The following is a 26531-nucleotide window of genomic DNA, read 5'->3' on the forward strand; positions in this document are numbered from 1 at the left end:
TGGCCGCGCAGCCGGCGCCGGCGAGGGCGTACTCGGCGCTCGCCGCGACCCGGCTCGAGCTCGCGCACTCCCCTCCCGCCGCGGCCGTGCAGTCGGAACGGGACACGGCCGTGTTCGTCCCGTGCGGCGAGGCGGCCGCGGCGCGGCCCTCGGTGTGCGTCGTGCAGCCGGTGCCGGCGCAGCTGGCGGTGACCTCGGCGAAGTCCTTCGCGGCCGAGCCGCCGGTGCCCGCGGTGCACGTGCCGGAGGCGGCGCAGGTCGCGGTGGCGGAGGCACGGACCCCGTCCGCGCCCACCGCGCTGGAGTCGGAGGACACGCGGGTGGCGCAGCCGGTCTCGCTGCCGTTGTCGCAGGCGACCGAGACCCACGCGCTGGTGCTCGCGAACCGCTCGTCCGGTGTGGCGTCCGCGGGCGACGCGGAGACGGTGGTCCCGATGCTGATCTGCGCCTGGCACGCCGTGGTGCCGTCGCAGCGGGTGTCGCCGGTCGCCGTGCTGACGGCCCGTTGCCCCTCCGGTCCGGCGACGGCCCTGGAGGTGCCGGTCACGGACCCGGTGCAGCCGGCCTCGGGGCAGACGATCTGCGAGGTGGCCTGTCCACTCCCGGAGATCCCGGGGACGGCCTTCGCGTCCTCGCCGTCGCCGGTGACCTGGCCGGAGTCGCGTCCGGTCGTGGTGGTGGCCTCGCTGGCGGCCACGCAACCGGATGCCGCGGCGGTGCAGGTCGCGGTCGTGGTCGACTCGCCCGGCACCCCCGACGTGGCCCCGGTTGTGGCCGCGGTGCAGCCCGGTCCGGTGCACTCCGCCATCGCCGACGACTGCGACAGGGCTGCGGGCGCGTCCGCCACCGGCTTCGCGGCCAGCTCGGCGGCCTCGGTCGCCGCCTTGCGCGCCTCGGCCGCGACCTTCGCGGCGTCGGCGGCGGTCTTCTGTTGTGCTGCGGTCGCACCCTTCCGGGCGGCGACCCTGGCAGCCTCCGCGGCGAGCTGCTCGGCCTCGACGGCCTGCTGCTCAGCCTGCTTCGCTGCGTCGTTCTGCTGCTCCGCGACGATGTCGGCCACGACCTGGCCGGATCCCGCACTGGAGTTGGTCTGCGCCTGGCAGCCCGACCGGCCGCTGGTGCAGGTGGCGCTGCTGGTGGAGACGCCCTCCGGTGGGCCGCGGGCCCCGTTGCCCTGGTTCGGGGTGGTGGGGCCGTCGCTGCCCGCTGCCGAGCTGCGGACCGTGCCGGTGCACGCGGTGCTTCCCGCGCAGTCCAGCGTGGCGGCGACCATCGTCCAGCTCGAGGCGCCCGGAACCGTCGGAGCACCCGAGTTCGCGCTCGATCCCGGCGCCGTCGGCGCGGGCGGCACCGCCGGCTGCTCCTGCGACTGCTCGGCAGGCGCCTGCTCACCGGTGGTCTCCGACGTGACCGTGGCGTTCGCCGTGGACCGGGCCTGCACCAGCGGCGCGATCACGTTCGCATCCGGGCCCGAGGAGGCACCCGAGTTGGTGACCGCCTGGCACACCCCACCCGACACGCCCTCACACGATCCCTCGGACCGCGAGCCGCGCGGGTCGGCCGACACACTCGGGTCGGTCGCGGACGCCGCGCTGGTGACCTTGCCCGTGCAGGCCGCCTGGCCCTCACAGACCAGCACCGCACCCGCCGCCGAGGCCGCCGACGGACCCGCCGGCATCCGCGCGGTGTTGACCTGCTGCGCCTGCCCCTCGGCCCGGGGGCCGGACAGCGCCAGCGCCGCACCCGGACCCGTGGACGCCGTCGACACCGACCGCACCTCGCAGCCACCCGTGCCACCGGTGCAGGACGCGATGCCCTCCGAGGTCCGCGGCTTCCCGCCCGCCACCGCGCCGTCCCACGCGCTGGTGGTGGTGCGCACCGAACCGGAGCAGGCCGTTCCCGCGTCACAGGCCAGGCTCGCGCTCGACGACGAGGTCGAGGACGGCCCCGACAGCGACTGGCCCGGCAGCGGCTTCCCGGTGTTCGGGTCGATCGCCACGTAGTCGGCGGCACTCGACGCGGCCGAGCTCGTCTCCCCCGAGCAGCCACCACCGGTCACCGTGCACTCGCTCGTGGCCGACGTACCCCGCGCGTGCGGCGACACCCCCGTGTCCCGGGCGCTCGTCGAACCGGTCGCGGTGCCACCGCACTCGGTCGCCGCACCGGAGCACTCCACCGACGCGGTCGCGTGCGACACGCTCACCGGACCCGACACCGCCGCCACCCCCGACGCCGGATCGGCATCGGCCGGATCACGATCGGCCACCGTCGTGTCCGCCGCACTGCCGCAGCTGCCGCCCGCGCCGTGCACGGTGCAGGACGAGGTGCCGGTGCTGTCCCGCACGCCTTTCACATCACCGGAGGCGCCACCCGACGTCGTGCTCGACCCCGACGCCACACACGTGGCGGCCGCACACCCGACCTCGCTGCCGGCGGTGCTGGACGCGGCCTGCTCCCGGGTGGCCTGCGACTCGCCGATCGCCGCGGCGGTCGGCTGCTCGTCCCAGGACGGCTCGGCCGCCCGGTCCGACACCTGCGAGCTCGACTCGACGCCGCACCCGCCGGCCTTCGCCTCGCACGTCGAGGAGGCCTTCGTGGTGCGCACCGGAGCCGCCGCGTCCCTGGTGGCCGGCGTTCCGGTCGCCGTGCCGGTGGTGGCGCTCGACGCCTTCCCGCTGCAGGTCGCGCCGTTGCAGTCCACGTTCGCCCCGGCCGAGCTCGACGCGGTCGCGTCGCCGTCGGTCAGCGCCGCCGGCCGGACCGTCCCACCGGCGAGGCGGCCGGTCCAGGAGTCCTGCTCGTCGACCTGGCTGTCCACATCGGTGCTGCTGTGGGCCTGGCAACCACTGCCCGCCGACTCGCACGAGGCCTGCCCGGTGCTCTTCCGCTCCGCACCGGCCCGCACCCCGCTCCCGGTGCCCGCGGTGCTCACCGTGCCCGAGCCGGAGCAACCGTCGCCGCAGTCGACCTCGACCACCGCATCGCTGCTGCCCTCGGCACCGCGCGAGTCATCCTCGTCGTCCGCGCGGGACTCGCTGCGCGTCGCGCACCCGCCAGCGGAGACCGTGCACGCGGCCTTGCCGTTCGTCGCCGACCCCGCCGTGCGGTCCGCGGTCTTCGCGTCGGTGCCCGCCGTGCGACCGGCGTCCGTGCTGCTGCTCGCCGAGCCGGTGCAGCTACGGCCGCAGTCGACCTCGGCCTCGGCGACGACCTCGTCCGAGCCGTCCAGGTCCACCGAGCTCGACGTGCCGCACCCGGATGCGCCCCCGCACCGCGCCGACCCGCTCCCGGCCCCATGGCCCTCGGTCGTGGTGCTCGTCAGCCGCGCACCGTCCTCGGCGGGCTCGCGATCGGAGCGCGACCCGGAGCTGCCGCTCTCGCACGACCCACCGCCGGTGTCGCACTCCGCCGTCGCACCGTCCGGTGTCGCGACGCTCCGCTGCTCGCACCCGCTCGAACCGCCGCCGCATCGCGCCGACGCACGTGACTCCCCGTCGGCACCGCGGCTGGACGCGCTACTCCCGCAACCGGAATCGTCACAGGACGCCTCGGCCCTGGAACCACCCGATTCCGAGGACGCACCACACCCCGAGGACACCCCGGACAGGCAGATCTCCCGATCGGAGTCGCGCTCGCCGTCGGCGGACTCGCTCACCGACCCGCACTCCACGAACGCCCCGTCCGAACCACACCCGGCGGCCGCGCCCTCGCCGTCCAGGTCGTCCTCGGACACCGCGTCCGGGTCCCTGTCGGTGGCGTCCATCAGCTCGTCGGTGGCCTCGTAGACCTCGTCACGCTGCTTCTCGTACGCCTTGACGTTCTTCTTGTGCGCGGCCGCGGTCACCGCGCCGCCTGCGACCTTCTTCTCCTCCGCCGCCAGCTGCTTCTCGCGCTCGTCCAGCTCCTCGTGCCCGTCGACGACCTCGTCGACCAGCTCGGCGCGATCCTCCGACAGCTCCGCCCGGTCCGCCCCGTACCGCTGCTCCAGCTCCGAGTGCTCGGCGGCCTGCTTGTCGTACTCGGCCTTGGTGGCCTTGCCCGACGCGACGTCCTTCTTCGTCTGCTGGAGCTTCTTCTCGCTCTTGTCGACCTCGATCCGGCCCTCGATCACCCGCTCGGTCTGCTCGGCCGAGTCGTCGTGGTCCCGCTCGTCCTCGTCCTCGTCGCGGTCCTCGTCGTCCCCGTCACGCGGCGGGGCACGCGAGCGCGCGTCGGAGAACTCCCGTGACGACAGCAGCGACATCTCGCCCGAGCAGCCGTCGCCGCCGCACAGCTGGTCGCGGTCCTCTGCGTCCGTGCCGGCCGCGAACAGCTCGGCGGTCGCCTCCCCGTCCTCGGCATCGGACTCGTCGTCGCCGCGACCGAGCGCCTTCTCCACCCGCTCGGCGTCGTCCTCCGAGACACCCGCCCGATCGACGGCGTACCGCACGGCGTCGCGCACCAGGCCTCGCGCCTCGCGGCCGACATCGTCGGCGTCGGCAGCGTCACGCGCCGGCTTCGACGCCCGCTCGACGAGCTTCCGCGCATCCTTCTTGCCGTCGTCGTCGCCCGCCGACTCGATCCGCTCCTCGCCGGCACGCCGCAGGTCCCGCGCATCGTCGTCGTCCTCGTCCCGCGAGCCGACCTTCTCGGCGAGATCCTTCGCGAGCTCCGCCCACGCGCCGGCCTTCCCGCGCTTCTCGGACTTCTCGTCATCGTCCCGGGAACCACGAGCCTCACCGTCGGCCCGGTCTCCCGAGCGCACCTTCTCGACGAACTCCCGCACGAGGCGCCGCGTGTTCTCGGCCCGGTCGCCGCGGCGTTCGTCGGCACGACCTTCGTCGGCACGTCCCCGGTCGGCACGTTCCCGGTCGGCACGGCCCGAGCCGGCGACGCGGTCGATCAGCTTCGTGAACTCCGCTCCGGAGTCGCTGTCACGGTCCTCGGAGTCGGCTTCGTCGACCCGCTCGGACAGCTCGTCGGTGACGCGCCGGAGATCGGTGCGGGCGTTCCCGTCCTCGTCGTCGCGTCCCGACGCGGCATCGGCCTCGCGCGGCGACCGGCGCGTGCGCTCGCCCCCGTGTCCATCCGAACCGGCCTCGTCGGCCCGCTCGGTCGGTTCTTCCACGGACCGGCGCGCATCCCGGTCGTCATCGGCGCGCTCGCGGTCCGCGGCGCTCGTGTCCTCGTCGTGGGACCGCCCGTCGGCGTCGTCGTCATCGCCTTCGCGGGCCCGCTCGCTCCGCCTCTGCTCGTCGGCGTCCTCGCCCAGCCGTTCGCGGACGATCTCCCGTACGCGGTCCCGGATGCTCTCGCCGTCGCCGCCGGATTCAGCGGCGTCACGCTCGTGGCCGCGATCGTCGGCGGACTCGTCCGCGTTCCGGCTCCCGGATCGCTCGGCGCTCCGCCGATCGTCCGCACCGTCGGCGTCCTGGCCGTTCTCCTCGCGCTCGTCGTTCGACTCGCGCCCGGCGTCACGCTTCTCGCCGTCACGCTTCTCGGGATCGCGATCGTCCCCGCGGTCTTGCTCGCGGCCCGATGCACGGCGCTCGTCGCGATCCTTCTCGCGCTCGCCCTCTTCGCGGTCCCGCTTGTCGGACTTCTTGCTCTCGCCCGACTCGTCGGACTCCTCGCGCTCCTTCTTGGTTTTCTTCTCGCCGGACTTCTCCTCGTCCGACTTCTTCTCCGACTTCTCGGACTTCCTCTCGGACTTCTCGGACTTCTTCTCGTCCTTGTCCGACTTCTTCTCGCCCTTGTCGGACTTCTTGTCGTCGTCCCCGCCCGACTCGCGGTCGTCGGAACCGTCGTCCCCGGAAGAATCGGAGTCACCGCCGTCGGAGCCGGATTCACCATCTCCACTCTCTCCACCGCCTGCGGGCCTGATGCTCCCTCCCTTCACCAGGCCCTGCTTGACGGCCGCAACGTGCATCACCGGAACGGCGACCGCCGCGGCGGCCGGGGCCGCCGTCAGGAACGCCGCTCCGATCCACAGCACCACGACGGCGCCGGCGAGCGCGCACGCCCACCGCACCGCCTGCAACATCCGGTCCATCGGCGAGAACCGCAACCGCACGGCGACGACGTCAGGACGCAGGGCGAGGCCGACGGCCCCACCCGTACGCACTGACACCTGACCCATGACGGACGCTCCAGAGGTTCCCCGCTGCACGCGGGAGAGGAAGGCACAACCAGAAGGACACGCGGCCGCGAACCGGCACACGGACGAACGAGGTCAAGGGCCTCGCTGCGAGTCGCGCCTGGGGCAAGCGACCCGCCGGGCAGCCCGGACCGTTCATCACGCCGCTCCCGGGGCTTCCCGTCGCGACACGTCAGCGACGATCTGCCTCCGAGTGGGGCAGCGACGAGATTGCCGGGGGCAGTCGTACGGCAGGCAACCGGAACGTTGCCCATCGAGCGACGCCTGGGTGAACTTCCGGTGATCCGGTCGACGCTCGCCACACGCCGCCGCCCGGGGGCTGGAGCCGGGAAGTGGGCGTTCGCCCGGCGGCCCTGCGGACCGCAGTGCGGCGGGTACGCCGAGGCGCAGTTGTTCCACGACCATCGAGTTGCGGCACGCACGCTGCGGGTCATCGGAGGCCGGACCCACTCCGGTGGAAACCCGTTCACGGCAGGAGCGGTGCCGAACGTGGATCGATCCCACTTCCTGCGTGGATCGCTGTTCCGTTCGCGGTCCCGGAGAACGCCGGAGAAAATGGGGGCCGCCGACCTCAGCGTCGACCGTTGGTGATCTGGCGCGCGAGCTGTGTCACCAGCCTCGCGCAATCCATTCGTGTACGTGGGGGCGCTCGGTCGCGACGGTGGTGTCGAGGCCGTGGCCGGGATGTATCCGGGTCCCGTCGGGGAGTTCGAGAAGCCTGCGCACCGAGTCGATGATCGTGGGAAAGTCGGAGAGCGGTGGACCGGTGAGTCCGGGGCCGCCGGGAAAGAGGGTGTCGCCGCTCAGCAGGTGGCCGTCGACGAGGAGGCTGATCCCGCCGGGTGTGTGGCCGGGTGTGTGCAGCACCCGGGCGGTGAGCGCTCCGATATGGATCTCCTGGAGGTCCTCCACCGGCGTGAAGGCGCCGTCCCACAGCCGATCCGGCGGCGCGAGCTGCGAAGGGTCGGCGGCGAGCAACCGGACCGTGGCGGTACCGGCGTCCCAGTGCCCGTCGCGCCGGACGGTGGCCAGCTCGTGCGGCCACACCGGCGACTCGGCGGTATGAGCCAGCACGGGCACGGCCCACGCGTCGACCAGCTCGGGCACCGCCAGCACGTGGTCGAAGTGCGCGTGGGTGAGCAGGATGGCCGACACGTGCAGGTCCGCGGTCGCGGCGAGGATCCGCTCCGGCTGGTCGCCGGGGTCGACGACGAGCGCCTCGGCGCCGTCGGTGACGATCCAGCAGTTGGTCTGCAGCACCCCGACGACCAGCCTGCGCAGGGTCATCCCGCGCGCCGGAGCAGCTCGTCGTAGACGCCTGCGTCGTGGGCGTCCACGACCGGGAAGCCCTGGGCGAACGGCCCCTCCCAGTGCACCTCGATGCCCGGGTTGGTGACCGTGCTGCCGTCCGGCAGGCGGAACGTCGGACTGGCGGGGATGGCGTCCGAGCACGCGACGGCGAAGTCGGCCATGACCTGTTTGCGATGCCGCCCGTCGTCGAGCGCCGTCGTCAGCTCGCCGACGTCGACATGCGTGGTCCCGGCGGCGACGTCGAGGATCACCTGCCGGTGGCTGATCGAGCGCGACTCCGTCCAGAACGCCCTGCGCAGGGCGAGATCGAGCTCCTCCCCCGCGGTGAGGCTCTGCGCGCTCGCGGCGTGCACGGCCTCGGCGGCGAGCAGCACGGTGTGCGGGTAGAGGTCGTCCGCGGCGGTCCACACCCGGAACCCCGCCTCGGGCTCGACCTGCCCCAGCCCGACGGCCTCGGTGTCGGTGCCCCGGCGCGGATGCGGGCCGTCGAACAGCTCCAACGGGAACGTGTGGTGCTCGATCCGCACGTCGAGCCCGAGCCGCTCGCGGGCGCGGCGCAACCGCAGCAGCCCGACGTACGCGAACGGGCACAACAGGTCGGACCACACCTCGATGGTGGCCATCAGTTCTCCTCGTGCTCGGTGCCGGGCGGGTTGCTCGTGAACCGCGCCGGCTTCAGCAGCACCGCGGTGCGCCGCTCGGCGGCCATCGCGCGGTCGTACTCGTCGAGATCGGGATGCTCGCCCCCGGCGGCGACGTAGATGTCGCGCAACAGCTGCCGCAGGTCGACCCCGGCCTGCGGATCGTCCGGCCCGGCCAGCTCGACCGGGCCGCGGACGGCCACCCATTCCCAACCCGACCGGAACACGAGCGTGGCGCGCGGGTCCGTGCGCAGGTTCCTGAGCTTGGCGGTGGCGTCGCGGGCGACGAACGCGACCGTCTGCGCGCCGGTCACCGGGTGCGGCAGCACTCCGGCGTTGACCAGGCTGACCGAGGGCGCGTCGCGGCCGCTCGTCACCAGCACCGCGAGCCAGTGCTCCGCGGCGCCGTACGTACGCACGAGGCGAAGTCCCTCTTCCGTCGTCAGACCCATGTGCCGAGACGATACGGACTGCGGTCCGGTTACGTCAACGCTAGAGTCCTGGCGATGGACCTGCTGGCCGGTAGCGCCCCCAAGGAGCGGGCCGACGCGGTGCGCAACCGGCGCAAGGTGCTCGCCGCAGCGGCCGACCTGTTCGCGGCACGCGGCGTCGCGGGGGTGAGCATGGACGACGTCGCCGCCGCCGCCGGCGTGGGCAAGGGCACGCTGTACCGGCGGTTCGGCGACAAGTCGGGGCTGGCCGCAGCGCTGCTCGACGAGCGAGAGACCCATCTGCAGCAGCAGCTGCTCAGCGGCCCGCCTCCGTTGGGGCCCGGCGCGCCCGCCGTCGATCGGCTCGCCGCGTTCACGGCCGCCTACCTCGACTACGTCGACGCGCACCTCGACGTCGTCGCGCTCTCCCAGACCGCCAGCCCCGGAGCCCGGTTGCGCACGGGCTCGCACCGGCTCTGGCGGCTGCACTGCCGGATCCTGTTCGCCGAGGCCGGGACCCCCGACCCGGACCTGCGCGCCGACGTGCTGCTCGCCGCGCTCACGGCCGAGCAGGTCCGCCACTGGCGCCACGACGAGAACCACCAGCTCGCCGACCTCACGAAGGCGATGACGCGCCTCGTCCGCAGCCTCGCCCTGGGCACGTCCCGGGCCGAGGAGCCGTGACGCCGCGCTCCTTCCGGCCAGGCGAACACCGGAAGTCCGGATCTCCCCCTTGCGGGGGAGCTGATTCCCCCGCCGTCGGGAGGTCTGGATTCGGCAGCCGTCCGAACCTTGCCGGCATGGCGACATCGAGCAACCGGTCGGTCCTTCGTCGCGCCTTGCCGCCCGGACAGCGCCGTCGACGCGATTTCCCCCGCTTCGGCCTGCCCTTTCTCGTGCCACCCCCGGTGCCGGACGACCCGATCCTCGCCGTCACCGGTGGGGTCGAGCACGAGCTGCGACTCCCACTCGGCGAGCTGATCCGGACGCTCCCCCGCGTCAGCCAGGTCGCCGACTTCCACTGCGTCGCCACCTGGACGGCCACCGACCTGCGTTGGTCAGGGGTCTCGTTCCGGCAGTTCTGGGAACAGGTGCTCGTCCCACGGTGCCGACCCGCTGCCGACGCCGTCGCCGTCATCGCCCGCGGCGCGGACGGCGTGCAGGCCGTCATCGACCTGCGCGACGCGCTCGCCGACGACGTGATGCTCGCCGACGAGCTCGACGGCCGCCCACTGGACGGCCTGCACGGCGCCCCGCTGCGCCTCGTGAGCCCTGGCCAGTACGGCTACAAGAACATCAAGCACCTCACCGAACTCGAGGTCACGCGCACGTTCCCGAAACCGGGACGGCTGCTCGGCGAACACCAGCGCGCTCGGGTGGCCCTCGAGGAGCGAGACCCCTACATGAACGCGCGGCTGTACCGCCTCATCGGCCGGGCCCTGATCCCGCCGATCCTGTGGCTGAACCGCCGATCGGCCCGGAAGGCGACGTAGAGCAACACCGGCGGTCGTGTGCGCCCGTCATCGAGGCCCGCGGATGTCGGGGGCCAGCCGTTCGACCTCCGCACTCGCGAGCACCGCGGTGCGGAACGCCGCAACGGCGTCGCGGCGATCGCGCGGCCGCGTCGCGATCGCCACGACGGGCCGACGCACGCCCGGATCGCAACCGGTTCGGCACATGATCCGGCGCGTCGGCCGGGCCATGCTCCCCGCAAGCGACGACGCTCCGGAGGACACCATGAGCCCACACCGCACCGTGGTCCGCAACGGTCACGTCCTGACGATGGACCCCGCTCTCGGAGATCTTCCGGCAGGCGACGTGCTGATCGAGGACGGGGTGATCACGGCGGTGGCCCCGTCCCTCCCGGTGACCGACGCCGAGGTCGTGGACGCCACCGGGCACCTCGTGCTGCCGGGCCTGATCGACACGCACCGCCACACCTGGCAGTCCCTGGTCCGCGGGATCTGCGGCGACTGGACCCTCGGCGACTACTACTTCGGCATCCGCCTGGGCATCTCCCCCGCCTTCACGCCGGACGACGTGCGGCTCGGCAACTTCTTCGGCGCGGTCGACGCGCTGAACGCCGGGGTGACGACACTGCTCGACTTCTCGCACTGCAACAACACCCCCGACCACGCCGACGGCGCGGTGCGCGGGCTGCAGGAGGCCGGGATCCGAGCGGCGTTCTGCTACGGCTTCTTCGAGAGCTCGCCGGAGGCGACCCGGTTCGGCGACCACGCGGCCCGCGTCGCGGACTACCACCGCATCGCGGACACCTACTTCGCCTCCGACGGACTGCTCACCCTCGGCGTCTCGCTGTCGGAGATCTTCGGCCTGCCCTGGGACCACACGGTCGCGGAGCTGGCCGCCGCCCGTGAGCGGAACGCCCTGCTCGTCAACCACGCCGGGTGCGTGTTCGGCAGCGTCCTCACCACCGGGATCACCGAGATGGATGCGCTCGGCCTGCTCGGACCGGACATGGTCCACGTGCACTGCACCGCCTTCGGCGACGCGGAGTGGGAGGCGGTGGCCCGCTCCGGCGGGAAGGTGTCCATCTCCGTCGAGACCGAGCTCAACATGGGGTTCGGCCGCCCCGTCTTCGCGCGTTGCCGCCGGCACGGGGTGCGGCCGACGCTGTCCGCCGACGTCATCTCGCTGGGCAGCGGGGACCTGTGGCACGAGCTGCGGTTCGGCCTCGGTTACGCCCGCTCCGATGCCGATCTCCCCGTCAACACCGCGGGGGCGATGCCCGACGCGGTGTCGTTCACCGCCCGGGAGGCGCTGGACTGGAGCACCGTCAACGCCGCAGACGCGCTCGGCCTCGGTGACCGGATCGGCTCGTTGACCCCCGGCAAGCGCGCCGACCTGATCCTGGTCGGCGGCCCCGCGATCGAGCAGCACCCCCGCGTGGACCCGTACGCGACGCTGGTCTTCCAGACCACGGCCGCCGACGTGCGGACCGTGCTCGTCGACGGCCGGATCGTCAAGCGCGACGGCGTGCTGACCGGCACGGACCTCACCGCGCTGACCGGACAGGCCGACGCCGCCGCCGATCGCATCCTCGGCCGGGCCCGCGACGCCGGGCGGGCGCTCCCCGGAACTCCCCGGGGGCCTGGGCGGCGATCGAGCCGATGGCCCGGGAGTTCCACGAGCAGGCCGTCCGGGCCGTGAAGGACCGGGGAGGACAGCACCCGTGAGGTGGGCAACCTATACGGCTGCACCCACATCGGCCGTGAGCTGCCGGTCGATCTCCGCGGCCACGTGGGCGACGCCGTCGACTGCGCCGGGCAGCAGGTTCACCATCTGGAAGAAGCCGTGCATCTGCCCGGGCCATCGACGGAGGTGCACCGGCACGCCGGCTCGCGCCAGGCGGTCGGCGTAGGCCTCGCCCTCGTCGCGCACGACGTCGTGCTCTGCCGTGAGCACCACGGCCGGAGGCAGGTCGGACAGGTCGGAGGCGCCCAGCGGTGAGAGCTCGGGATGCCTGCGATCGCCTAAGTCGGGAGCGTAGTGGTCCCAGAACCAGATCATGGCCTCGCGGTCGATCATGAGCTGGTTCTGGGGGTCGAGGTAGCTCGCGGTTTCGAAATCGGCGTCGGTGACCGGGTAGACCAGCACCTGAAGGGCGAGGTCCGGACCGTCCGCCGCCTTCGCACGCTGCGCGACGACCGCGGCCAGGTTCCCGCCGGCGCTGTCGCCCGCGACGACCAGCGGCACCGGCCCGCCCGCGATCTGCTCCCGCCGCTCGTCCACCCAGCGCAGCGCGGCCCATGCGTCATCCAGCGCCGTCGGGAAGCGGTGCTCGGGGGCGAGCCGGTAGTCCACGAGTACCACCGCGGCCCGGGCGCGGTCCGCCAGCTCGCGAGCGAGCGGGTCGAAGTCGTCGAGGGTGCCGACCACCCAGCCACCGCCGTGGTAGTAGACGATCAGCGCCCGGGCCGGTTCCCGCGGCGTGAAGATCCGGACCGTGATCTGCCCGCCGTCCACCGGCACCGTGTCCTCGGTGATGCTGCCCACCTCCGGGCCCGGCCCGTACATCTCCCTGAGGGCCGCGCCGAGGACACGGGCCTCCACCGGGGACATCTCGTGCAGGGGCTCACCGCCACTGCTCGCCATCCGACCCAAGAAGGCCGTGGTCGCTTCGTCGAGCGCCATTGCGCATCCTCTCGTTCTTCCAGCAGGTCCACCGGAACGACTACGTGAGCGGCAGCTCCGCACGAACTGGACCGTAGAGTCCAGAGAAGGCTATCGGTCTGTGCTGGACTGTCAAGTCCAGTACGCTCGGCACCATGGAACGGGTGCTGACCGCGAAGGGAACGGCCACCAAGCAGCGCATCATCGAGGGCGCGGCACAGCTGATCCGCGAGCGCGGCGTCGCCAACGTCGGCCTCGACGACATCCGCGCGGCCACGTCCACGAGCAAGAGCCAGCTCTTCCACTACTTCCCCGACGGCAAGGCCGACCTGCTGCTCGCAGTAGCCCGACACGAGGCCGACCAAGTGCTGCAGGACCAACAACCGATGCTCGGGCACCTCGCCGACTGGGAGAGCTGGCGCGCGTGGCAACAACGCGTCATCGCCAAGTACGCAGCCCAAGGCCGTCGTTGCCCACTCGCAGCGCTCACCGGCCAGCTGGGCAAGGCCGACCCGGCGACGGAAGAGATCATCACCGACCTCTACGACCGGTGGTACGGCTTCCTGCGCGCAGGCGTGGAAGCACTCCACCGTTCCGGCCAGATCGACCCCGACACCGACGTCGACAAGGCCGCAACGGCCGTACTCACGGCCGTCACGGGCGGCACTTCGATGCTCATGGCAACCGAGCGGATCAACTACCTCGAAGACGCGCTCGACCAGGTCCTCGATGGACTGCAGCGGGCGAGGACGGCGCCTTCCGGGCCGGGGCGATCGGCCACCACATCTCATTGAGCCCAGTTGTGCCCTGACCGCGGCGCTGGCGGGACGCGTCGGACAGGGTGATGAGATGAGGGCGCGGTGTGGAGGTGGACGCGCTCAGACCGTGAGGGGCGGGGCTGCGGTGTACTCCTCGTCGGTGACCGGCTGGAGCCAGTGCACGACGTCGTGCTGATCGTCGCCTTCGTTGATCGCGAGGTGGACCATGAGCCGGTTGGGTGCCGCACCGTGCCAGTGCTCCTCGTCGGCCTCGAAGAGGACGCGGTCCCCCGGGCGGATGACCTCCACAGGCCCTCCGCGGCGCTGGCACAGGCCTACGCCCTCGGTGACGAAGACGGTCTGGCCGAGCGGGTGGCGGTGCCAATGGGTGCGGGCGCCGGGCATGAAGTGCACCAGGTTGGCGGTGACGCGAGAAGGCGGCGGTGCTGCAGCCACAGCGTCGATGTAGACGTCTCCGGTGAACCAGTCAGCGGCACCCTTGGCGGTGTCCACGGAGCTGCGCGTGATCTGCACGAGGGTTCCTTCTAGTCGTCGTTCTGCGTGATGCTCTCGGGGGTCGTGGCTGTCTCGGCCGGCGCGGCCCACGACGCGAGGAGACCGAGCCGCTCGGCGGACGGGCATCCGGGTTCGGCTGTGTAGACGAGGAGCACGAGGCCGGGTTCGGCGGTGATGGCGAGCTCCTCGTAGGCGAGGGTGAGCTCGCCGACGACGGGGTGGCGGAACCTCTTGGTGCCGGTGCCGTGGGTACGGACATCGTGGTCGGCCCAGAGTCGCCTGAACGTCTCGCTGCGGGTGGAGAGCTCGCCGACGAGGTCTTGCAGACCGCGGTCGTGCGGATCACGTCCGGCCTCGGCTCGCATGACGCCGACGCACATCTCGGCGAACAGATCCCAATCCGGGTAGAAGTCGCGCGAGGCAGGATCGAGGAACTGGAACCGGGCCAGGTTCGGCGTGCGACCACCATCGCCGAGGACGGGCGAGTAGAACGCTCGGCCGAGGGCGTTGGTGGCGAGGAGGTTCTGGCGCGGGTCCCGGACGAACGCGACGCCGTCGGTGATGGCCTCCAACGCCCACTGCAGGCTCGGCCGGGAGGCGGCCTTGGCCGGGGCGCGGCGCCTGGCGCGGCCCGAGGTCGGGATGCCATCGGCGGTGCGGGCGAGGTCGAAGAGGTGGGCGCGTTCGGTGTCGTCGAGCTGCAGCGCCCTGGCGAGCGCTTCCAGGACGCCGGATGAAGCGCCGGCGATCTGGCCCCGCTCGAGGCGGGCGTAGTACTCGACGCTGAGACCTGCGAGGGTCGCGACCTCACTGCGCCGCAGTCCCGGGACTCGTCGGCTCCCGGTGGTCGGAAGCCCGGCCCGGTCCGGGGTGATGCGGGCGCGGCGGGTGCTGAGGAACTCACGCACCTCCCGGCGAACGCCATGGCGGTTGTCCACGCCCTCGACGGTAGGCCGCAGCGAGCCGCGATCCGAGCGGCGAAGGGTTCCCTGTCAGTGCACCCATCGACAGTGGCTTCCTCCCACTGTCGGTGGCGCGTTCACTCGATGCGGCGGGGACGACCGCCCCGCGGACGAGTACTACGAACAGGAGCGCACCCAATGCGTCAGGTCGTCATGCACGGACCCGGTGACGTCCGGGTCGAGGACCGCGAGGACCCGAAGATCATCGAGCCGACAGACGCGATCATCCGCCTGTCGGCGACCTGCATCTGCGGCAGCGACCTGTGGCCCTACCGGGGCGCCGAGCCGGTCGAGGACCAGGTCATGGGACACGAGTACGTCGGCGTGGTCGAGGATGTCGGCTCCGAGGTCCGCAACATCAAGGTCGGCGACTTCGTCGTCGGATCCTTCTGGGCCTCCGACAACAGCTGCGAGATCTGCCAGGCCGGGTACCAGGCCTACTGCGTGCACCGGGTGCTGATGGGGACCATCGGCACCCAGTCGGAGCTGGCCCGCATCCCGCTCGCCGACGGCACCCTCGTCGCCACCCCGGGCATGCCCGAACCCGATCTCATCCCCTCCCTGATGGCGGCCTCCGACGTGCTCGGCACCGGTTGGTTCGCCGCCGAGGCCGCTGAGGCCGGCCCCGGCAAGACCGTCGCGGTCGTCGGTGACGGCGCCGTCGGACTCCTCGGCGTCCTCGCCGCGAAGCAGCTCGGCGCCGAGCGCATCATCGCGTTCAGCCGCCACGCAGACCGCCAGGCGCTGGCCCGCGAGTTCGGCGCCACCGACATCGTCGAGGAGCGCGGCGACGACGGCGTCGCCAGGGTCAAGGAGCTCACCGGCGGGCTCGGCGCCCACTCGGTCATCGAGGCCGTCGGCACCCAAGAGGCCATGATGCAGGCGATCCGCTCCACCCGGCCGGGCGGGCACGTCGGCTTCGTCGGCGTCTCCCACGACGTCGCGATCCCCGGCGACGACCTGTTCATGGCCGGTGTCCACATCCACGGCGGCCCCGCCCCCGTCCGGCAGTACCTGCCCGGGCTGGTCCAGCTCATCTGGGACCGCAAGATCGACCCCGGCAAGGTCTTCGACCTCACCCTCCCGCTGGACGAGGCGGCGAAGGGCTACCGAGCGATGGACCAGCGCACCGCCACGAAGGTGCTGCTCACCCCCTGACGTCCGGAGAGCGATGCCCTCGATACCCGTGTCCCGCTCGCTTCTCGCCACGGCATTGTCCGCACTCCTCGGCCTCGCCGGCGCCGGGTGCGACGACACCGGGACCGACGCCGGCCGGGCCCCGACAGGTGCGTCCTCGACGACCGGCCCCACCGATCCGCACGACCCGACGCCGACCTCCGAGAGCCCGCAGGACGATCGCTTGAGAATCGACATCACCATCGGTGAGCAGCGCTTCCACGCCACGCTCTCCGACAGCGCCGCGGCCAGGGATCTGGTCGCCCAACTACCCGTGACCGTCGACATGACCGACCACGGCGGGGTCGAGAAGACCGGAGCCCTGCCGTCACCGCTCTCCCTGGACGGTCAACCCGAGGGCGCCGACCCCGACGTCGGAGATCTCGGCTACTACGCCCCCGGCAACGACCTGGTCCTGTACTACGGCGACCAGGCCTACTACCCCGGCATCGTGATCCTGGGCCGACTCGACGAGACCGCCGCGCAGCAGATCTCCGCCATGAACGGCTCTGTCACGGCGACCATCGAGGCGTCCGGTGAATGACCGGCGCGGCGGGCGACGCGGACCGGGAGCGCCCGCTGCGCCCAGTGACAACGTGCCCGCTCCGGAGCTGCAGGACTTCCTCGACCACGTGAACCGCGGCGCGCTGATCGAAGGCGGCTCGAAGCACCACCTGTTCATGCACGGCGCAGCGCAGGACGCGCTGCGGATCGTCGCCCAGATCAACACCGGATACCGCACGCCCGAGGAAGTGCGGGAGCTGCTCGCCGACCTGACCGGCAAGCCGGTCGACGACTCGGTCGCCGTGTTCCCGCCGTTCTACAGCGAGTTCGGTAAGAACCTGACCCTCGGCAAGGACGTCTTCATCAACGTCGGATGTCGCTTCCAGGACACCGGGGGCATCACGATCGGGGACGGCTCCCTCATCGGCCACGGCAGCACCCTGACGACCCTCAACCACGGCATCGACCCCGACCGGCGGGACGACACGATCCCATCGCCGGTGACGATCGGTCGCAAGGTGTGGCTCGGCGCAGGAGTGACGATCGTCCCCGGCGTGACGATCGGCGACGGCGCGATCGTCGGCGCTGGCTCGGTCGTGACCAGAGACGTACCGGCCAACGCGATCGTCGGAGGCGTTCCGGCCAAGCTCATCCGGGCGACGGGCTTCGACGCCTCTCCGAGCTGAGCCCGCGCTTCTGCTGCGCCGGCACAGGCAGGCCATCCCCAGGGCAACTCGGTCCGCAGTAGGTCGGCGATCGACCAGCCGCCCGGGAGGAGGCCCGAAGTATTGAGTCCGGCTGCGCCGTCTCGGCATGACCCCGTTCGCCCGCCCTCGCCCATGCAGACCTTGATCGACCCGTTGGTCGGCCATGTGCACTGCAGACCTCTGCTACCGTGGCTCGAGGCTTTCGTGATGAAAGTTGGTGACCGCGCCATGCTGGGCCGTCTCTACGAAACCGAGGACTGCTCGGTCGCACGGGCCCTCGAACTCGTCGGCGAACGATGGACACTGCTCATCCTGCGTGAGGCGATGTTCGCCGACAGCACCCGTTTCTCGCAGTTCCAGGCCAGTCTGGCGATCGCACCCAACATCCTCACGAAGCGGCTGTCCGCGCTCGTGGAGGCAGGAATCCTCCACGTCCCGCCGGGCTCACACGAGTACGTGTTGACCGCCATGGGCATGACGCTCAAGCCGGTCGTCGTAGCCCTCGCGCGGTGGAGCGACAGGTGGATCGGTGCGGGCCCGGTCCGCTTCGTGCACGACACCTGCGACACCGAGGTCGAACACCGCTTCTGGTGCGGCGGGTGTCAAGGCGAGGCTCAACCGGGCGACGTGCAGGTCCGGCTCCGCAGCGCCGAGGAACGCGAAGCCCTCGACGCCGCGCGCCTGTCGTGAGTGACTGAGGACACCGGGAAGGCGAGCCGGGCGACCGCCGCCGGAGCGCCGGTGGGGACCCGTACCGCTATCCCCGCAGTTCCTGGACGCTGCTCTTCAGCTGGTCCAGCGCCGCCCGGTAGAAGCGAGGCCCGTAGGACACCCGCGCCACACCGAGCTCCCGGAGCGTGGCCAGGTCCAGTGAGCCACCGGAGTTGCCGTTCACCGGGCCGGGAAGCTCGGCGACGAGGGTGGCGACGGTGTCCTTGTCGCCCACGGCGATCGGGTACAGGCAGTCGGCGCCCGCATCCCGGTAGAGCCGGCCCCGCCGGACCGCTTCTGCGAGCCGATCGGACTCGGGGATTCCGCTGGTGGGCAGGAAGGCGTCCACCCGGGCGTTGATGACGATCGGGACCCCGGCGTCATCGGCAGCGGACCGGACCGCTGCAAGCCAGTCGGCCTGGGCGCCGGCCTCGACGAGGCCGCCGGCCCGGTTGTCGGTGTCCTCCAAGTTGCAGCCGACCGCTCCGATGTCCAGCAGCCGGTCCACCAGTTCCCGTGGTTGCATGCCGTATCCGGCCTCGGCGTCGACGGTGACCGGCACCGACACGGCTCGTGCCACCCGGCCGGCCGCGGCGAACATCTCCTGCCACGGCGCACCCTCCCCGTCGGGATACCCCAGCATGGCGGCGATCGCGTTGCTCGCCGTGGCCACCACGGGGAATCCTGCTTCGGCCACGATCTCCGCGCTCGCCGCGTCCCAGACGTTGGGCAGCACGAGCATCTCCCCGCTGTGCAGCTCCCGCAGCTTCTCGGCACGCGCCTTCAGATCGGCCTGATCAACGGTCATCGAATCCTCCAAGTCGTTCGCCGAAGTGGTCACGACTCAGCCCGCCCACCACGTCGGCCCCTTGCCCTCACGCGATCCCTCCACAACGTATAGACACCGCACACTGCCGAAACTGGTCGCCGCACCCGTCCTCCGAACCGGTCAGGCGGGCTCGTGAGTCGGTGACGCCTCCCCTGCCGGCTCGGGCGCTCCCTCGACCACCGGCGGCTTCAGGAAACTGGTGGCCCATGCCACCGGAACCGAGATCACGGCGATGACCAGGCCGGCGATCACGACGGATGAGGCGGTCGTCGTGCTGTCGATCGCCATACCGCCTGCGACCGAGCCGAACGCGATGCCGACGTTCGCAGCCGACGGAGGCAGCGAGGACGCCAGCGCACCACCGGGACCGGCCAGGCTCACCACCCGGTACTGCAGCGATGGCACCATGCCCAAGGCGAAGGAGCCCCACGCCAGCATCACCAGCGCCACCAGGAACGCGATTGCGCCCACGAGGTAGAGCGCGAGCAAAGCCACCGAGGTGCCGATCGTCGCGACGATCAGGGTGCGCGCTGCGTTCCGATCCGCGAAGCGGCCGCCCGCGATCGAGCCCACCGCCGTGGCCACGCCGTAGGCCAGCAGGAACACGCTGACCAGCGCACCGGAGATACCCGTGACGCCCTCGAGGAACGGCACGATGTAGGTCAGCGTCGAGTAGACCGATGCGAACACCAGGAACTGCAGGAACAGCATCGCGAGGACCCGGGGAGCGAACGCATACCTGGCCTGGTCGCCTGCGCCACTGGCGGCGCTGACGACCGACGGGAGCACGGCCAGCGCCGCGATCGACGTGAGCACTGCGAACACCACGATCCCGATGAACGTGCCCCGCCAGCCGAGCGACTGCCCCAACAGCGTGCCCAGCGGCACCCCCAGCGCGCCGGACACCGCGAACCCACCGAACACCACCGAGATCGCACGCCCCATCCGCTCCGGCCCGACGATCGTGATGCCCACCACGAACGCGACCGCGACGAACAGGCCACCCAGTGCGCCGGTGACCGCCCGCGCCGCGACGAACAGTCCGAAGTCGGCGGTCAGCACCGGAATCAGATTGCCCACGATGCACAGGACGAGAGCAGCGAGCAGGACCGTCCGCTTGTCCAGCTTGATCGTCAGTGCGGTCAGGACCGGGCCACCGATGGACACTCCCAGCGCGTACGCCGTCACCAGCGTCCCGGCAGCGGGAATCGAGACGTGCAGGTCATCGGCGATCACGTCCAGCACGCCGACCACGATGAGTTCGGCGGTGCCCAGCACGAACGTGCCGAGGAACAGCGTGGCCAACGCCAGGTTCGTCCTGCGCCGGCTCAGCGCCGATTGCTGGGTACTCATCTGAGCCTTCCTAGTGAGGTCTTCGCTGGTTCGTCTCGACGGAGATCGACCGACCGACCCGCCGCGGCGGGCGCAGGTCCCGTCGAGACCGTGACTCGGCGAAGATTGGACCTTGCGGTCCAGAGAAGGCTACCGGCGTGGGCTGGACTGTCAAGTCCAGTACGCGCGCCCCGCATCGTCGAGAACGCGGAACAGCTCGTCCGGGAGCGCGGCGTGGCCACGTCCGCGAGCCGGCGCCGGCGCGCCCGTCAGCACGCGGCCTGGGCCGGTGTGACCGGCACGAGCCGGCACGGCCCGCCGATGGAAGGCCGTGCCGCCTCTTCGCCGTGGCACGTGTTCGCGAGGTAGGACGCGATCGACAGGCGGGGACGCGTGACAAGATGCGCCGCCGCCGAACGGATCGCGAGCGGCAGGCCCCCGCAGAGCCGGAGGAGCTCATCGACGGCCTCGCGTTCCGCGCGAACACGCTCGTCCCCGAGCTCCTGGCGCAACACGCGGTATGAGTCCTCCCGCCGGAGCGGTCCGAGGGACACCCCATGTGCGCCCGGTGAGACGAACAGCTCCGTCAGTTCGTGTCGAGACGTGACGATCACCCCGCACTCACCGGATCCCGGCAGCACGGCGCGCACAGCGCTTGCGCTCGGCGCACCATCCAGCACCACGAGCAACCGTCGGCCCGCGGTCGCGCTGCGGAAGGCGGCGACGGCGTCCTCGAACCTGGACGGCACCGCGTCGGCCGGTACGCCGAGGGACCTCAGGAAGTACGCGACGACCTCCACGACCCGTCCCTCCACGTCGGTGTCGCCGCCGAGTTCTGCGTACAGCTGGCCGTCCGGGAATGCGCCGGAGAGCCGGTGCGCGGCGCGCACCGCGACCGTCGACTTCCCGATCCCTTCCGGTCCGTGCACGACCACCAACCTGGGCAGACCCTCGGGCTCAGCCGGATTCAACGCCTGGACGATCCGGGTGGTCTCTGCTGCTCGCCCGACGACGCCGCTGGTCGCCATCGGGAGCTGGCGCAGGTCAGGCCTTGCCGGGCCCGGCGACTCGTTCGCCGAGGCGGACGCCGGGCCACCGGCCAGGATCCGCTGATGGACGCTCTGCAGCGCGGGGCCCGGGTCGATGCCGAGTTCGTCGGCCAGGAGGCGAGCGACTTCGCGGTAGGCAGCGAGAGCCTCGCCCTGGCGATGGCCGGCGTACAGCGCTCGCATCCGCTGCTCCCAGAACCGCTCGCGGAACGGGTGGCGGCGCACCAGCCCGAGGAGCTCCTCGGACAGCTCCGCATGTCGTCCGAGCTGGAGGTCGGCCTCGATGCGCATTTCGACGGCCTGCAGGTACCCCTCGACCATGCGGGGAACCACGTCCCGCTGTATGCGCTCGGAGGGCACGTCGGCGAGCGGTGGCACCGCGCGCCACAACCCGATCGCTTCTGCCAGCAGCGCCGATCCCTCTGCCCGATCCCCGGCCTCGACCAGACGCCGTCCGCGCTGTGCCAGCGCGCTGAACCGGTGCACGTCGACCTGATCGTGGCCGACGTCAAGCCGATAGCCCTCGGCGTCGGTGCGGATGACGCATCCGGTCGACTCCAACAGGCGCCTGATCCGCATCACGTACTTCTGGACCGTCGCCTTGGGATTGGCCGGCCGTACGTCGTCCCACAGCGACTCGACCAGTTCCCGCACGGACACGGTCTCGTTCGCTCGCAACAGCAACATCGCAAGCAGGGTCCGCTGTCTCCCGCCGGGAACCAGAAGGGGACGACGGTCGACAAGGACCTCCAACGACCCGAGCAACCCGAACGAAACCGCAGGCGGCGACTGCGGCAGATCGCGCTCCGACGCCCGAGCGCCCGCGCTCAGCACCACCGCCGAGCGGCTGGCGGCGTGTCGTCGGGATGCCGCGACAACTGCCGCCGGGCTCCGCTCGACCACGAACGGTCCGCGCCTCCCACTCACCGTGGCACCGCCCCTCCCCGCGGCCCCTCACGGGGCCGGTGAATTCGCCACGTCGAATTCGCAACGATCGGCCAGAACCTACGTGAGGCCGTCAGCCTGGACGAGCATGTGAAGACCTGCCTTAACTCCGCAGGTCGATCGGGCTGCGCGCAACCTCGGACCCGGCCGCCCCACCTGGTCGACACGACGCCGACGGGAGCGGCTGCCCACCCTCGCCGCCGGTCGGTCCGGCACTCCGCCTCAGCCTGCATCCGACATGTGCGGTCGAGATCGGCATGGGGATGGCATCACGGTGGCAACGCCATGGAATCCCCGACTGCCAGCCTTTCGGCGGAACGTGCTGCCGCGCACCCGTCGACCTTCGGCGAGCTCCCCGATTCCACGGCCGGATCACGACGTGTCCGAGGCACGCGTTCTCCCAGGCCTGCGGTGAAAGTTCGCTGCGGCTCTCTGTCCGCCTGGCGCGGAACCATCCCGCCCGTCAGGGCGCTCGATCTCGAAGGAACTTCAGCAATGGCACGCCGTCCCTTCCTCCTGGCCGTTCCGATCACCGCGGCCGTCGTATCCCTCGTCGCAACGGCCGGGCCGGTCCTCGCGGCCGAAACGGCCCCGGCCGCAGGTGCCGCCGGCACACTCTCGTCCGCCCCACCTGCGGCTGAGCACGTGCGCCCGCTCCACGAGATGCGCACTCCGCAGAATTTCATGTTCTACACACTGAGCGACAACGAGGCCGAGCGGGCCGAGGAGATCCACGGCTTCACCCCGACCGGTGAGGCGAAGGGCCTCGGTCTCTTCAACAAGCGCGTCGAAGGCACCACGGCCGTGTATCGACTTCGGACCGTCAAGGAACCGAGGTCGTACATCCTCGTGACCAACGAGAACGAGCTGAACACGCTCCTCGAGGACGAGACCGACGCGTGGGAGTTCCGCCTCGACGGCGTGATCGGCTACATCTCGACCAAGGAGACTCCCGGCACGGTCGCCGTGCACCGGTTCTCCAAGAAGAACGACTGGCGACTCGCCCGCGCCTCGCGCGTCGACCTCCCGGTCGCCGGCTACAACGACGACGGCCTGCTGGGATACGCCCCCACCACGCGCTGACCCTCAGCTGTCACTCACCGAGGCTCGACCGGCGGGCGGTGGGTGTCCGCGTGGGGGAAATCCATCGTCCCCACGCCCGACTCCCACCACCCGCCACGTCCACGAAGTGGAGTTCGAGCCGCCCGGCCGCGAGCCCGCGATGGACCTACCCGTCTCTAGTCGAGGAGACCGACGAGCCCTCCCGCGGTGGTGCGCACGGCGTTGCCGGAGGTCAGGTCGATCACGGTGCCGGTGATCGCACCGGCGTGGTCGGATGCCGTGAACACGGCTGCGTCGGCGACGTCGGCGAGCGTCGGGAGCCGGCCCAGCAGCGTCACGTTCCGCGGCACGTTCGCGAGCAGCTGCTCGACGCCGACGCCCGCCGCGGCGGCGCGCCGCTCGAACAGCGCGCCGGTGTAGGAGCCGTGGGCGGGAGCGTCCGCGATCAGGTGCGGCCTCAGGCAGACCACGCGGACGCCGCTGGGCCCCAGCTCAACCGCGAGCCGCTGGGTCAGTGTCTCGATCGCAGCGCACGCGGTGCCGTAACCGAGGCTGCCTGCGTTCGCGGCCCGGGCAGCGCCCGCCGAGAGGGTCAGGATCGTTCCCGACCCACGCGCCCCCATGTGCTGCGCCACGGCCTTCGCCGTGATCAGGTTGGTCCGCAGGTAGGCCTCGACCGGGCGCATGACCTCCTCGACGGTCAGTTCGACGAACGGCGCGTCGTGCGCGAACGGGAAGGACACCGCGTTGAGGGCGACGTCGATCCCGCCCGCCTCCGCCGCCACGGCGTCGGCGTGTTCCGCGACGGCCCGCTCGTCCAGCGCGTCCACCACGGCCACGGCGGCCCCGATCTCGCTCGCCACCTCCTCGAGACGGGCCCGCGATCGTCCCGCCAGATGGACGCGCGCACCGGCCTGCGCAGACGCGCGGGCGACGGCACCGCCGACCGCTCCGCCGCCGTAGATCACCACGATCTTGTCCTTCAGCATCATCATGGAGAGACAGACACCGAATCGCCCCGGAACTGGGCGCCGGTACCCCGCGCCAGCACCGGACGCTGATACTTCAGGTCGTGACAGCCGATCTGCTGAGCAGGGCACGGGCCGGCGACGGCGACGCGTTCCGGGAGATCACCGAGCCGCACCGGCGGGAGCTGCAGGTGCACTGCTACCGGATGCTCGGCTCGCTGCAGGACGCCGAGGACGTCCTGCAGGACACGATGCTGGCGGCGTGGCAAGGCCTCGGCGGGTACGAGGACCGGGCGTCGATCCGCACGTGGCTCTACCGGATCGCCACCAACCGGTGCCTCAACGCGCTACGTGACGCCCGCAGGCGGCCTCCGCGGGAGTGGAGCGCCCCCGACGTCGAACCGCCGGCGCCGACCCGCCTCGGCGAGGTCGTGTGGCTCCAGCCGTATCCCGACTCCCTCCTCGAGAGCCCGGAGGCCCACCACGAGCGGACCGAGGCCATCACCCTCGCGTTCGTCACCGCACTGCAGGTGCTGCCTGCCCGCCAGCGCGCCGTGCTCATCCTGCGCGAGGTGCTCGGCTACCCGGCTGCCGAGGTGGCCACGATGCTCGACTCGACGGTCGACTCGGTCAACAGCGCCCTCAAGCGGGCCCGGGCGGCTCTGCGGCGGCCGACCCGTGAACCTGCTCCCGCTCCCGGCTCGCCCGACGAGCAGGCGCTCGTGGCGCGGTTCGTCCGCGCCTACGACACCGGCAACGTCGAGGCGCTGGTCGCTCTGCTCACCGCGGACGCCGTCCTGTCGATGCCGCCGATCCCCTTCGAGTACCACGGCCGCGACGCCGTGGCCCGCTTCTTGGCCGACGTCGCAATGCGGCAGGGCCGGACCTTCGACCTCGTGCCGACCCGGGCCAACGGGCAGCCCGCGTTCGGGGTCTACCTCCGCGGCACGGATGGCGCCCACCACGCACACGGCCTCGACGTCCTCACCCTCGCAGGCGACCGGATCTGCGCGATCACCCACTTCGACGCCGACGTGCTCGGGTCGTTCGGGCTACCGCGGGCGCTCACCGGCCGGCCGGACGCGCTCTGATCCCCCCGACAGCCACACCGGACGGTCGGGCCGAGGACTGGCACTGAAATGGCAGCGGCGCACGGGATGGTGAGCCCCGGGCCGGACGCCGACCGTCCGGTCCCGGTGCCCCCGCTCTCGCCGGGGCCGGGGCATCGACGCAGGCGCCTGATCCCCTTCCAGCGCCTGTGGTGGTCGGCGAGGAAGAAGGCAGGGCGCGCTCGGGGGGCGAGGCGGCGCTGGGTGCCCCCAGCACGGGCGCCGAATCCGTGAGCGCGTCCTGCCTTCCACCGACCCCGCATCGCACGTGCGCGACGGCGCTCTTATCGCTCGTCGAAACCGGGTGCGGCCGCATCCGGCCACAGGTCGGGCGCATCATCGGTGTCCGTCATGGCCGGAAAGCCGTTCCGGCGCACGGTAGGCGGTCTACGACCACGACTTCGCGGATCACGACCTTCTCCTCGTCTGCCGATCCCACTCGGCACCCGATGTGAGCTCGATCACATCTGACCAACGATTCGGCCCGCTCACCGGCTCACCAGTATGGACGAAGCCGACGGGAAGGATCACCGCGATGCACCCCGGAACGACCAGCCCCTCTCCGCCGATCGCCGTCCGACCGCTCGGCGGGCTCGCCACCGCCGCGTCGATCCTGATCGGCATCAGCGCGGTGGCGTGGGCGACAACGACGCACATCGCGGGCTGGACCGCGTACGCCACGCTCGCGCGGCTACGGGGCGAGCCGGTCGACGCGATCGGCGTGCAGGCGACGGGGATCGGGCCGATCAAGGCCAGCGTGATCAATCAGGGCATCGCCGTCCTGGTCGCGCTGGCGGCGGCCATCGTGTTCATCGTGTGGCTCAGCAGGGCGCGGGACAACGCCGAGCGGTTGTCGGACCGCCCCATGAGGCTGGCGAAGGGCTGGGCGGCGGGTGCGTGGTTCGTGCCGGTGGCCAACCTGGTGCTGCCCGTGATCGTCGCGGTGGACGTCTGGCTCGCCAGCGCACCGCAGGGGCGGCCGAGCGGGGCCGGGCTGGTCGGGCTCTGGTGGACCGTCGCGGTCGGGACGTGGTTGCTGTGGCCGGTGTCCGCGCTCGCACGGACTCTCGTGCAGGACGACGGCTACTACGTCTCGGCCGTGCTGGGCACCATCCAGGGCCTGCTGACGGTCGTGGCCGCGGCGCTCGCCGTCGCCGTCATCCAGCGGATCACCCGCTGGCAGACCGCCCGCTGACGAGATCGCGAGAAGAGGCGGACCGAATCCGTCCGCCGTAGCTGCAGGTTCCAGG

The 26531-nt window shown here is 71.8% G+C and carries 23 protein-coding genes (1 of these 23 only partly in view); 11 read left to right on the forward strand and 12 right to left on the reverse strand.

The features are described 5' to 3' along the window. The 4 genes from FHX44_RS15520 to FHX44_RS15535 all read right to left on the reverse strand — a co-directional run. On the reverse strand, positions 1 to 6118 hold the start of the coding sequence (locus tag FHX44_RS15520) for a preprotein translocase subunit SecA (RefSeq protein WP_147256451.1). Its footprint begins 21479 nt before the window's first position; the window shows 6118 of its 27597 coding nt (coding positions 1-6118); its start codon is at positions 6116 to 6118; its stop codon lies beyond the left edge, outside the window. A gap of 627 nt (positions 6119 to 6745) precedes the next feature. Beyond that, positions 6746 to 7423 (reverse strand): MBL fold metallo-hydrolase, encoded by a 678-nt coding sequence (locus FHX44_RS15525; RefSeq protein ID WP_147256452.1) that lies wholly within the window; start codon positions 7421 to 7423, stop codon positions 6746 to 6748. Continuing rightward, positions 7420 to 8070: a DsbA family oxidoreductase gene (locus FHX44_RS15530; RefSeq protein ID WP_147256453.1), complete on the reverse strand. Its 651-nt coding sequence runs from the start codon at positions 8068 to 8070 to the stop codon at positions 7420 to 7422. The genes FHX44_RS15525 and FHX44_RS15530 overlap by 4 nt, the downstream gene beginning before the upstream one ends. Further along, positions 8070 to 8540, reverse strand: coding sequence for a pyridoxamine 5'-phosphate oxidase family protein (locus FHX44_RS15535; RefSeq protein WP_147256454.1), 471 nt, complete (start codon positions 8538 to 8540; stop codon positions 8070 to 8072). Before FHX44_RS15535 ends, FHX44_RS15530 begins: the two co-directional genes overlap by 1 nt. Before the next feature lie 54 nt (positions 8541 to 8594). On the opposite strand from FHX44_RS15535, the gene FHX44_RS15540 reads away from it, so the two are divergent. Beyond that, positions 8595 to 9203: a TetR/AcrR family transcriptional regulator gene (locus FHX44_RS15540; protein WP_147256455.1), complete on the forward strand. Its 609-nt coding sequence runs from the start codon at positions 8595 to 8597 to the stop codon at positions 9201 to 9203. 116 nt (positions 9204 to 9319) lie between these two features. Continuing rightward, positions 9320 to 10012 (forward strand): molybdopterin-dependent oxidoreductase, encoded by a 693-nt coding sequence (locus tag FHX44_RS15545; protein ID WP_147256456.1) that lies wholly within the window; start codon positions 9320 to 9322, stop codon positions 10010 to 10012. A gap of 27 nt (positions 10013 to 10039) precedes the next feature. Here FHX44_RS15545 and FHX44_RS43845 read toward each other — a convergent pair whose 3' ends face one another. Then, positions 10040 to 10171: a hypothetical protein gene (locus FHX44_RS43845; RefSeq protein ID WP_281287894.1), complete on the reverse strand. Its 132-nt coding sequence runs from the start codon at positions 10169 to 10171 to the stop codon at positions 10040 to 10042. Between the two features lie 85 nt (positions 10172 to 10256). On the opposite strand from FHX44_RS43845, the gene FHX44_RS15550 reads away from it, so the two are divergent. After that, positions 10257 to 11690: an amidohydrolase family protein gene (locus tag FHX44_RS15550; protein WP_246170398.1), complete on the forward strand. Its 1434-nt coding sequence runs from the start codon at positions 10257 to 10259 to the stop codon at positions 11688 to 11690. A 36-nt stretch (positions 11691 to 11726) separates the two neighbouring features. On the opposite strand, the gene FHX44_RS15555 is transcribed toward FHX44_RS15550, so the two are convergent. After that, positions 11727 to 12674: an alpha/beta hydrolase gene (locus FHX44_RS15555; RefSeq protein ID WP_147256457.1), complete on the reverse strand. Its 948-nt coding sequence runs from the start codon at positions 12672 to 12674 to the stop codon at positions 11727 to 11729. Positions 12675 to 12808: 134 nt separating this feature from the next. On the opposite strand from FHX44_RS15555, the gene FHX44_RS15560 reads away from it, so the two are divergent. After that, positions 12809 to 13447, forward strand: coding sequence for a TetR/AcrR family transcriptional regulator (locus FHX44_RS15560; protein ID WP_147256458.1), 639 nt, complete (start codon positions 12809 to 12811; stop codon positions 13445 to 13447). Between the two features lie 84 nt (positions 13448 to 13531). Here the strand turns inward: FHX44_RS15560 and FHX44_RS15565 are convergent, their stop codons facing one another. After that, complete coding sequence (locus FHX44_RS15565; protein ID WP_147256459.1) at positions 13532 to 13945, reverse strand: (R)-mandelonitrile lyase; 414 nt, start codon at positions 13943 to 13945, stop codon at positions 13532 to 13534. Between the two features lie 11 nt (positions 13946 to 13956). Continuing rightward, the gene (locus tag FHX44_RS15570) at positions 13957 to 14865 is read right to left on the reverse strand and encodes a helix-turn-helix transcriptional regulator (RefSeq protein ID WP_212612495.1); all 909 of its coding nucleotides are present in this window, start codon (positions 14863 to 14865) and stop codon (positions 13957 to 13959) included. Positions 14866 to 15027: 162 nt separating this feature from the next. Between FHX44_RS15570 and FHX44_RS15575 the strand changes: the two genes are divergently transcribed. The 4 genes from FHX44_RS15575 to FHX44_RS15590 all read left to right on the forward strand — a co-directional run bounded on the left by FHX44_RS15575 (position 15028) and on the right by FHX44_RS15590 (position 17966). Further along, a complete protein-coding gene (locus FHX44_RS15575) occupies positions 15028 to 16047 on the forward strand; it encodes a zinc-dependent alcohol dehydrogenase family protein (protein ID WP_212612496.1) in 1020 nt (339 codons plus the stop codon). Positions 16048 to 16249: 202 nt separating this feature from the next. Next, positions 16250 to 16609 carry a cyclophilin-like fold protein gene (locus FHX44_RS15580; protein ID WP_212612497.1) on the forward strand — a complete coding sequence of 120 codons (360 nt, stop codon included), beginning with the start codon at positions 16250 to 16252 and terminating at the stop codon, positions 16607 to 16609. A gap of 52 nt (positions 16610 to 16661) precedes the next feature. Beyond that, positions 16662 to 17255: a sugar O-acetyltransferase gene (locus FHX44_RS43850; protein ID WP_281287895.1), complete on the forward strand. Its 594-nt coding sequence runs from the start codon at positions 16662 to 16664 to the stop codon at positions 17253 to 17255. A gap of 153 nt (positions 17256 to 17408) precedes the next feature. Then, positions 17409 to 17966: a winged helix-turn-helix transcriptional regulator gene (locus FHX44_RS15590; RefSeq protein WP_212612498.1), complete on the forward strand. Its 558-nt coding sequence runs from the start codon at positions 17409 to 17411 to the stop codon at positions 17964 to 17966. A 67-nt stretch (positions 17967 to 18033) separates the two neighbouring features. Here FHX44_RS15590 and FHX44_RS15595 read toward each other — a convergent pair whose 3' ends face one another. From FHX44_RS15595 to FHX44_RS15605, 3 genes are all read right to left on the reverse strand, one after another. Further along, complete coding sequence (locus FHX44_RS15595; protein ID WP_147256461.1) at positions 18034 to 18795, reverse strand: isocitrate lyase/PEP mutase family protein; 762 nt, start codon at positions 18793 to 18795, stop codon at positions 18034 to 18036. A 141-nt stretch (positions 18796 to 18936) separates the two neighbouring features. Beyond that, positions 18937 to 20169: an MFS transporter gene (locus FHX44_RS15600; protein ID WP_147256462.1), complete on the reverse strand. Its 1233-nt coding sequence runs from the start codon at positions 20167 to 20169 to the stop codon at positions 18937 to 18939. Positions 20170 to 20417: 248 nt separating this feature from the next. After that, complete coding sequence (locus FHX44_RS15605; protein ID WP_342792607.1) at positions 20418 to 22124, reverse strand: AfsR/SARP family transcriptional regulator; 1707 nt, start codon at positions 22122 to 22124, stop codon at positions 20418 to 20420. A gap of 513 nt (positions 22125 to 22637) precedes the next feature. On the opposite strand from FHX44_RS15605, the gene FHX44_RS15610 reads away from it, so the two are divergent. Further along, the gene (locus FHX44_RS15610) at positions 22638 to 23225 is read left to right on the forward strand and encodes a hypothetical protein (protein WP_147256464.1); all 588 of its coding nucleotides are present in this window, start codon (positions 22638 to 22640) and stop codon (positions 23223 to 23225) included. 155 nt (positions 23226 to 23380) lie between these two features. Here FHX44_RS15610 and FHX44_RS15615 read toward each other — a convergent pair whose 3' ends face one another. Continuing rightward, the gene (locus tag FHX44_RS15615; protein WP_212612499.1) at positions 23381 to 24199 is read right to left on the reverse strand and encodes an SDR family NAD(P)-dependent oxidoreductase; all 819 of its coding nucleotides are present in this window, start codon (positions 24197 to 24199) and stop codon (positions 23381 to 23383) included. 77 nt (positions 24200 to 24276) lie between these two features. Here FHX44_RS15615 and FHX44_RS15620 point away from each other — a divergent pair, with 77 nt between their 5' ends. Next, positions 24277 to 25263, forward strand: coding sequence for a sigma-70 family RNA polymerase sigma factor (locus FHX44_RS15620; RefSeq protein ID WP_147256465.1), 987 nt, complete (start codon positions 24277 to 24279; stop codon positions 25261 to 25263). Positions 25264 to 25816: 553 nt separating this feature from the next. Next, the gene (locus FHX44_RS15625; protein WP_147256466.1) at positions 25817 to 26476 is read left to right on the forward strand and encodes a DUF4328 domain-containing protein; all 660 of its coding nucleotides are present in this window, start codon (positions 25817 to 25819) and stop codon (positions 26474 to 26476) included. Positions 26477 to 26531: the final 55 nt, after the last annotated feature.

It is taken from the genome of Pseudonocardia hierapolitana (assembly GCF_007994075.1).
GTDB classification, from domain to species: Bacteria; Actinomycetota; Actinomycetes; order Mycobacteriales; family Pseudonocardiaceae; genus Pseudonocardia; species Pseudonocardia hierapolitana.

Bases quoted from the DNA above. Each gene is read 5' to 3' on its own strand.
- FHX44_RS15525 (WP_147256452.1), bottom strand. From the start codon at position 7,423: ATGACCCTGCGCAGGCTGGTCGTCGGGGTGCTGCAGACCAACTGCTGG.
- FHX44_RS15530 (WP_147256453.1), bottom strand. From the start codon at position 8,070: ATGGCCACCATCGAGGTGTGGTCCGACCTGTTGTGCCCGTTCGCGTAC.
- FHX44_RS15535 (WP_147256454.1), bottom strand. From the start codon at position 8,540: ATGGGTCTGACGACGGAAGAGGGACTTCGCCTCGTGCGTACGTACGGC.
- FHX44_RS15540 (WP_147256455.1), top strand. From the start codon at position 8,595: ATGGACCTGCTGGCCGGTAGCGCCCCCAAGGAGCGGGCCGACGCGGTG.
- FHX44_RS15545 (WP_147256456.1), top strand. From the start codon at position 9,320: ATGGCGACATCGAGCAACCGGTCGGTCCTTCGTCGCGCCTTGCCGCCC.
- FHX44_RS15550 (WP_246170398.1), top strand. From the start codon at position 10,257: ATGAGCCCACACCGCACCGTGGTCCGCAACGGTCACGTCCTGACGATG.
- FHX44_RS15555 (WP_147256457.1), bottom strand. From the start codon at position 12,674: ATGGCGCTCGACGAAGCGACCACGGCCTTCTTGGGTCGGATGGCGAGC.
- FHX44_RS15560 (WP_147256458.1), top strand. From the start codon at position 12,809: ATGGAACGGGTGCTGACCGCGAAGGGAACGGCCACCAAGCAGCGCATC.
- FHX44_RS15575 (WP_212612496.1), top strand. From the start codon at position 15,028: ATGCGTCAGGTCGTCATGCACGGACCCGGTGACGTCCGGGTCGAGGAC.
- FHX44_RS15590 (WP_212612498.1), top strand. From the start codon at position 17,409: ATGCAGACCTTGATCGACCCGTTGGTCGGCCATGTGCACTGCAGACCT.
- FHX44_RS15595 (WP_147256461.1), bottom strand. From the start codon at position 18,795: ATGACCGTTGATCAGGCCGATCTGAAGGCGCGTGCCGAGAAGCTGCGG.
- FHX44_RS15600 (WP_147256462.1), bottom strand. From the start codon at position 20,169: ATGAGTACCCAGCAATCGGCGCTGAGCCGGCGCAGGACGAACCTGGCG.
- FHX44_RS15610 (WP_147256464.1), top strand. From the start codon at position 22,638: ATGGCACGCCGTCCCTTCCTCCTGGCCGTTCCGATCACCGCGGCCGTC.
- FHX44_RS15615 (WP_212612499.1), bottom strand. From the start codon at position 24,199: ATGATGATGCTGAAGGACAAGATCGTGGTGATCTACGGCGGCGGAGCG.
- FHX44_RS15625 (WP_147256466.1), top strand. From the start codon at position 25,817: ATGCACCCCGGAACGACCAGCCCCTCTCCGCCGATCGCCGTCCGACCG.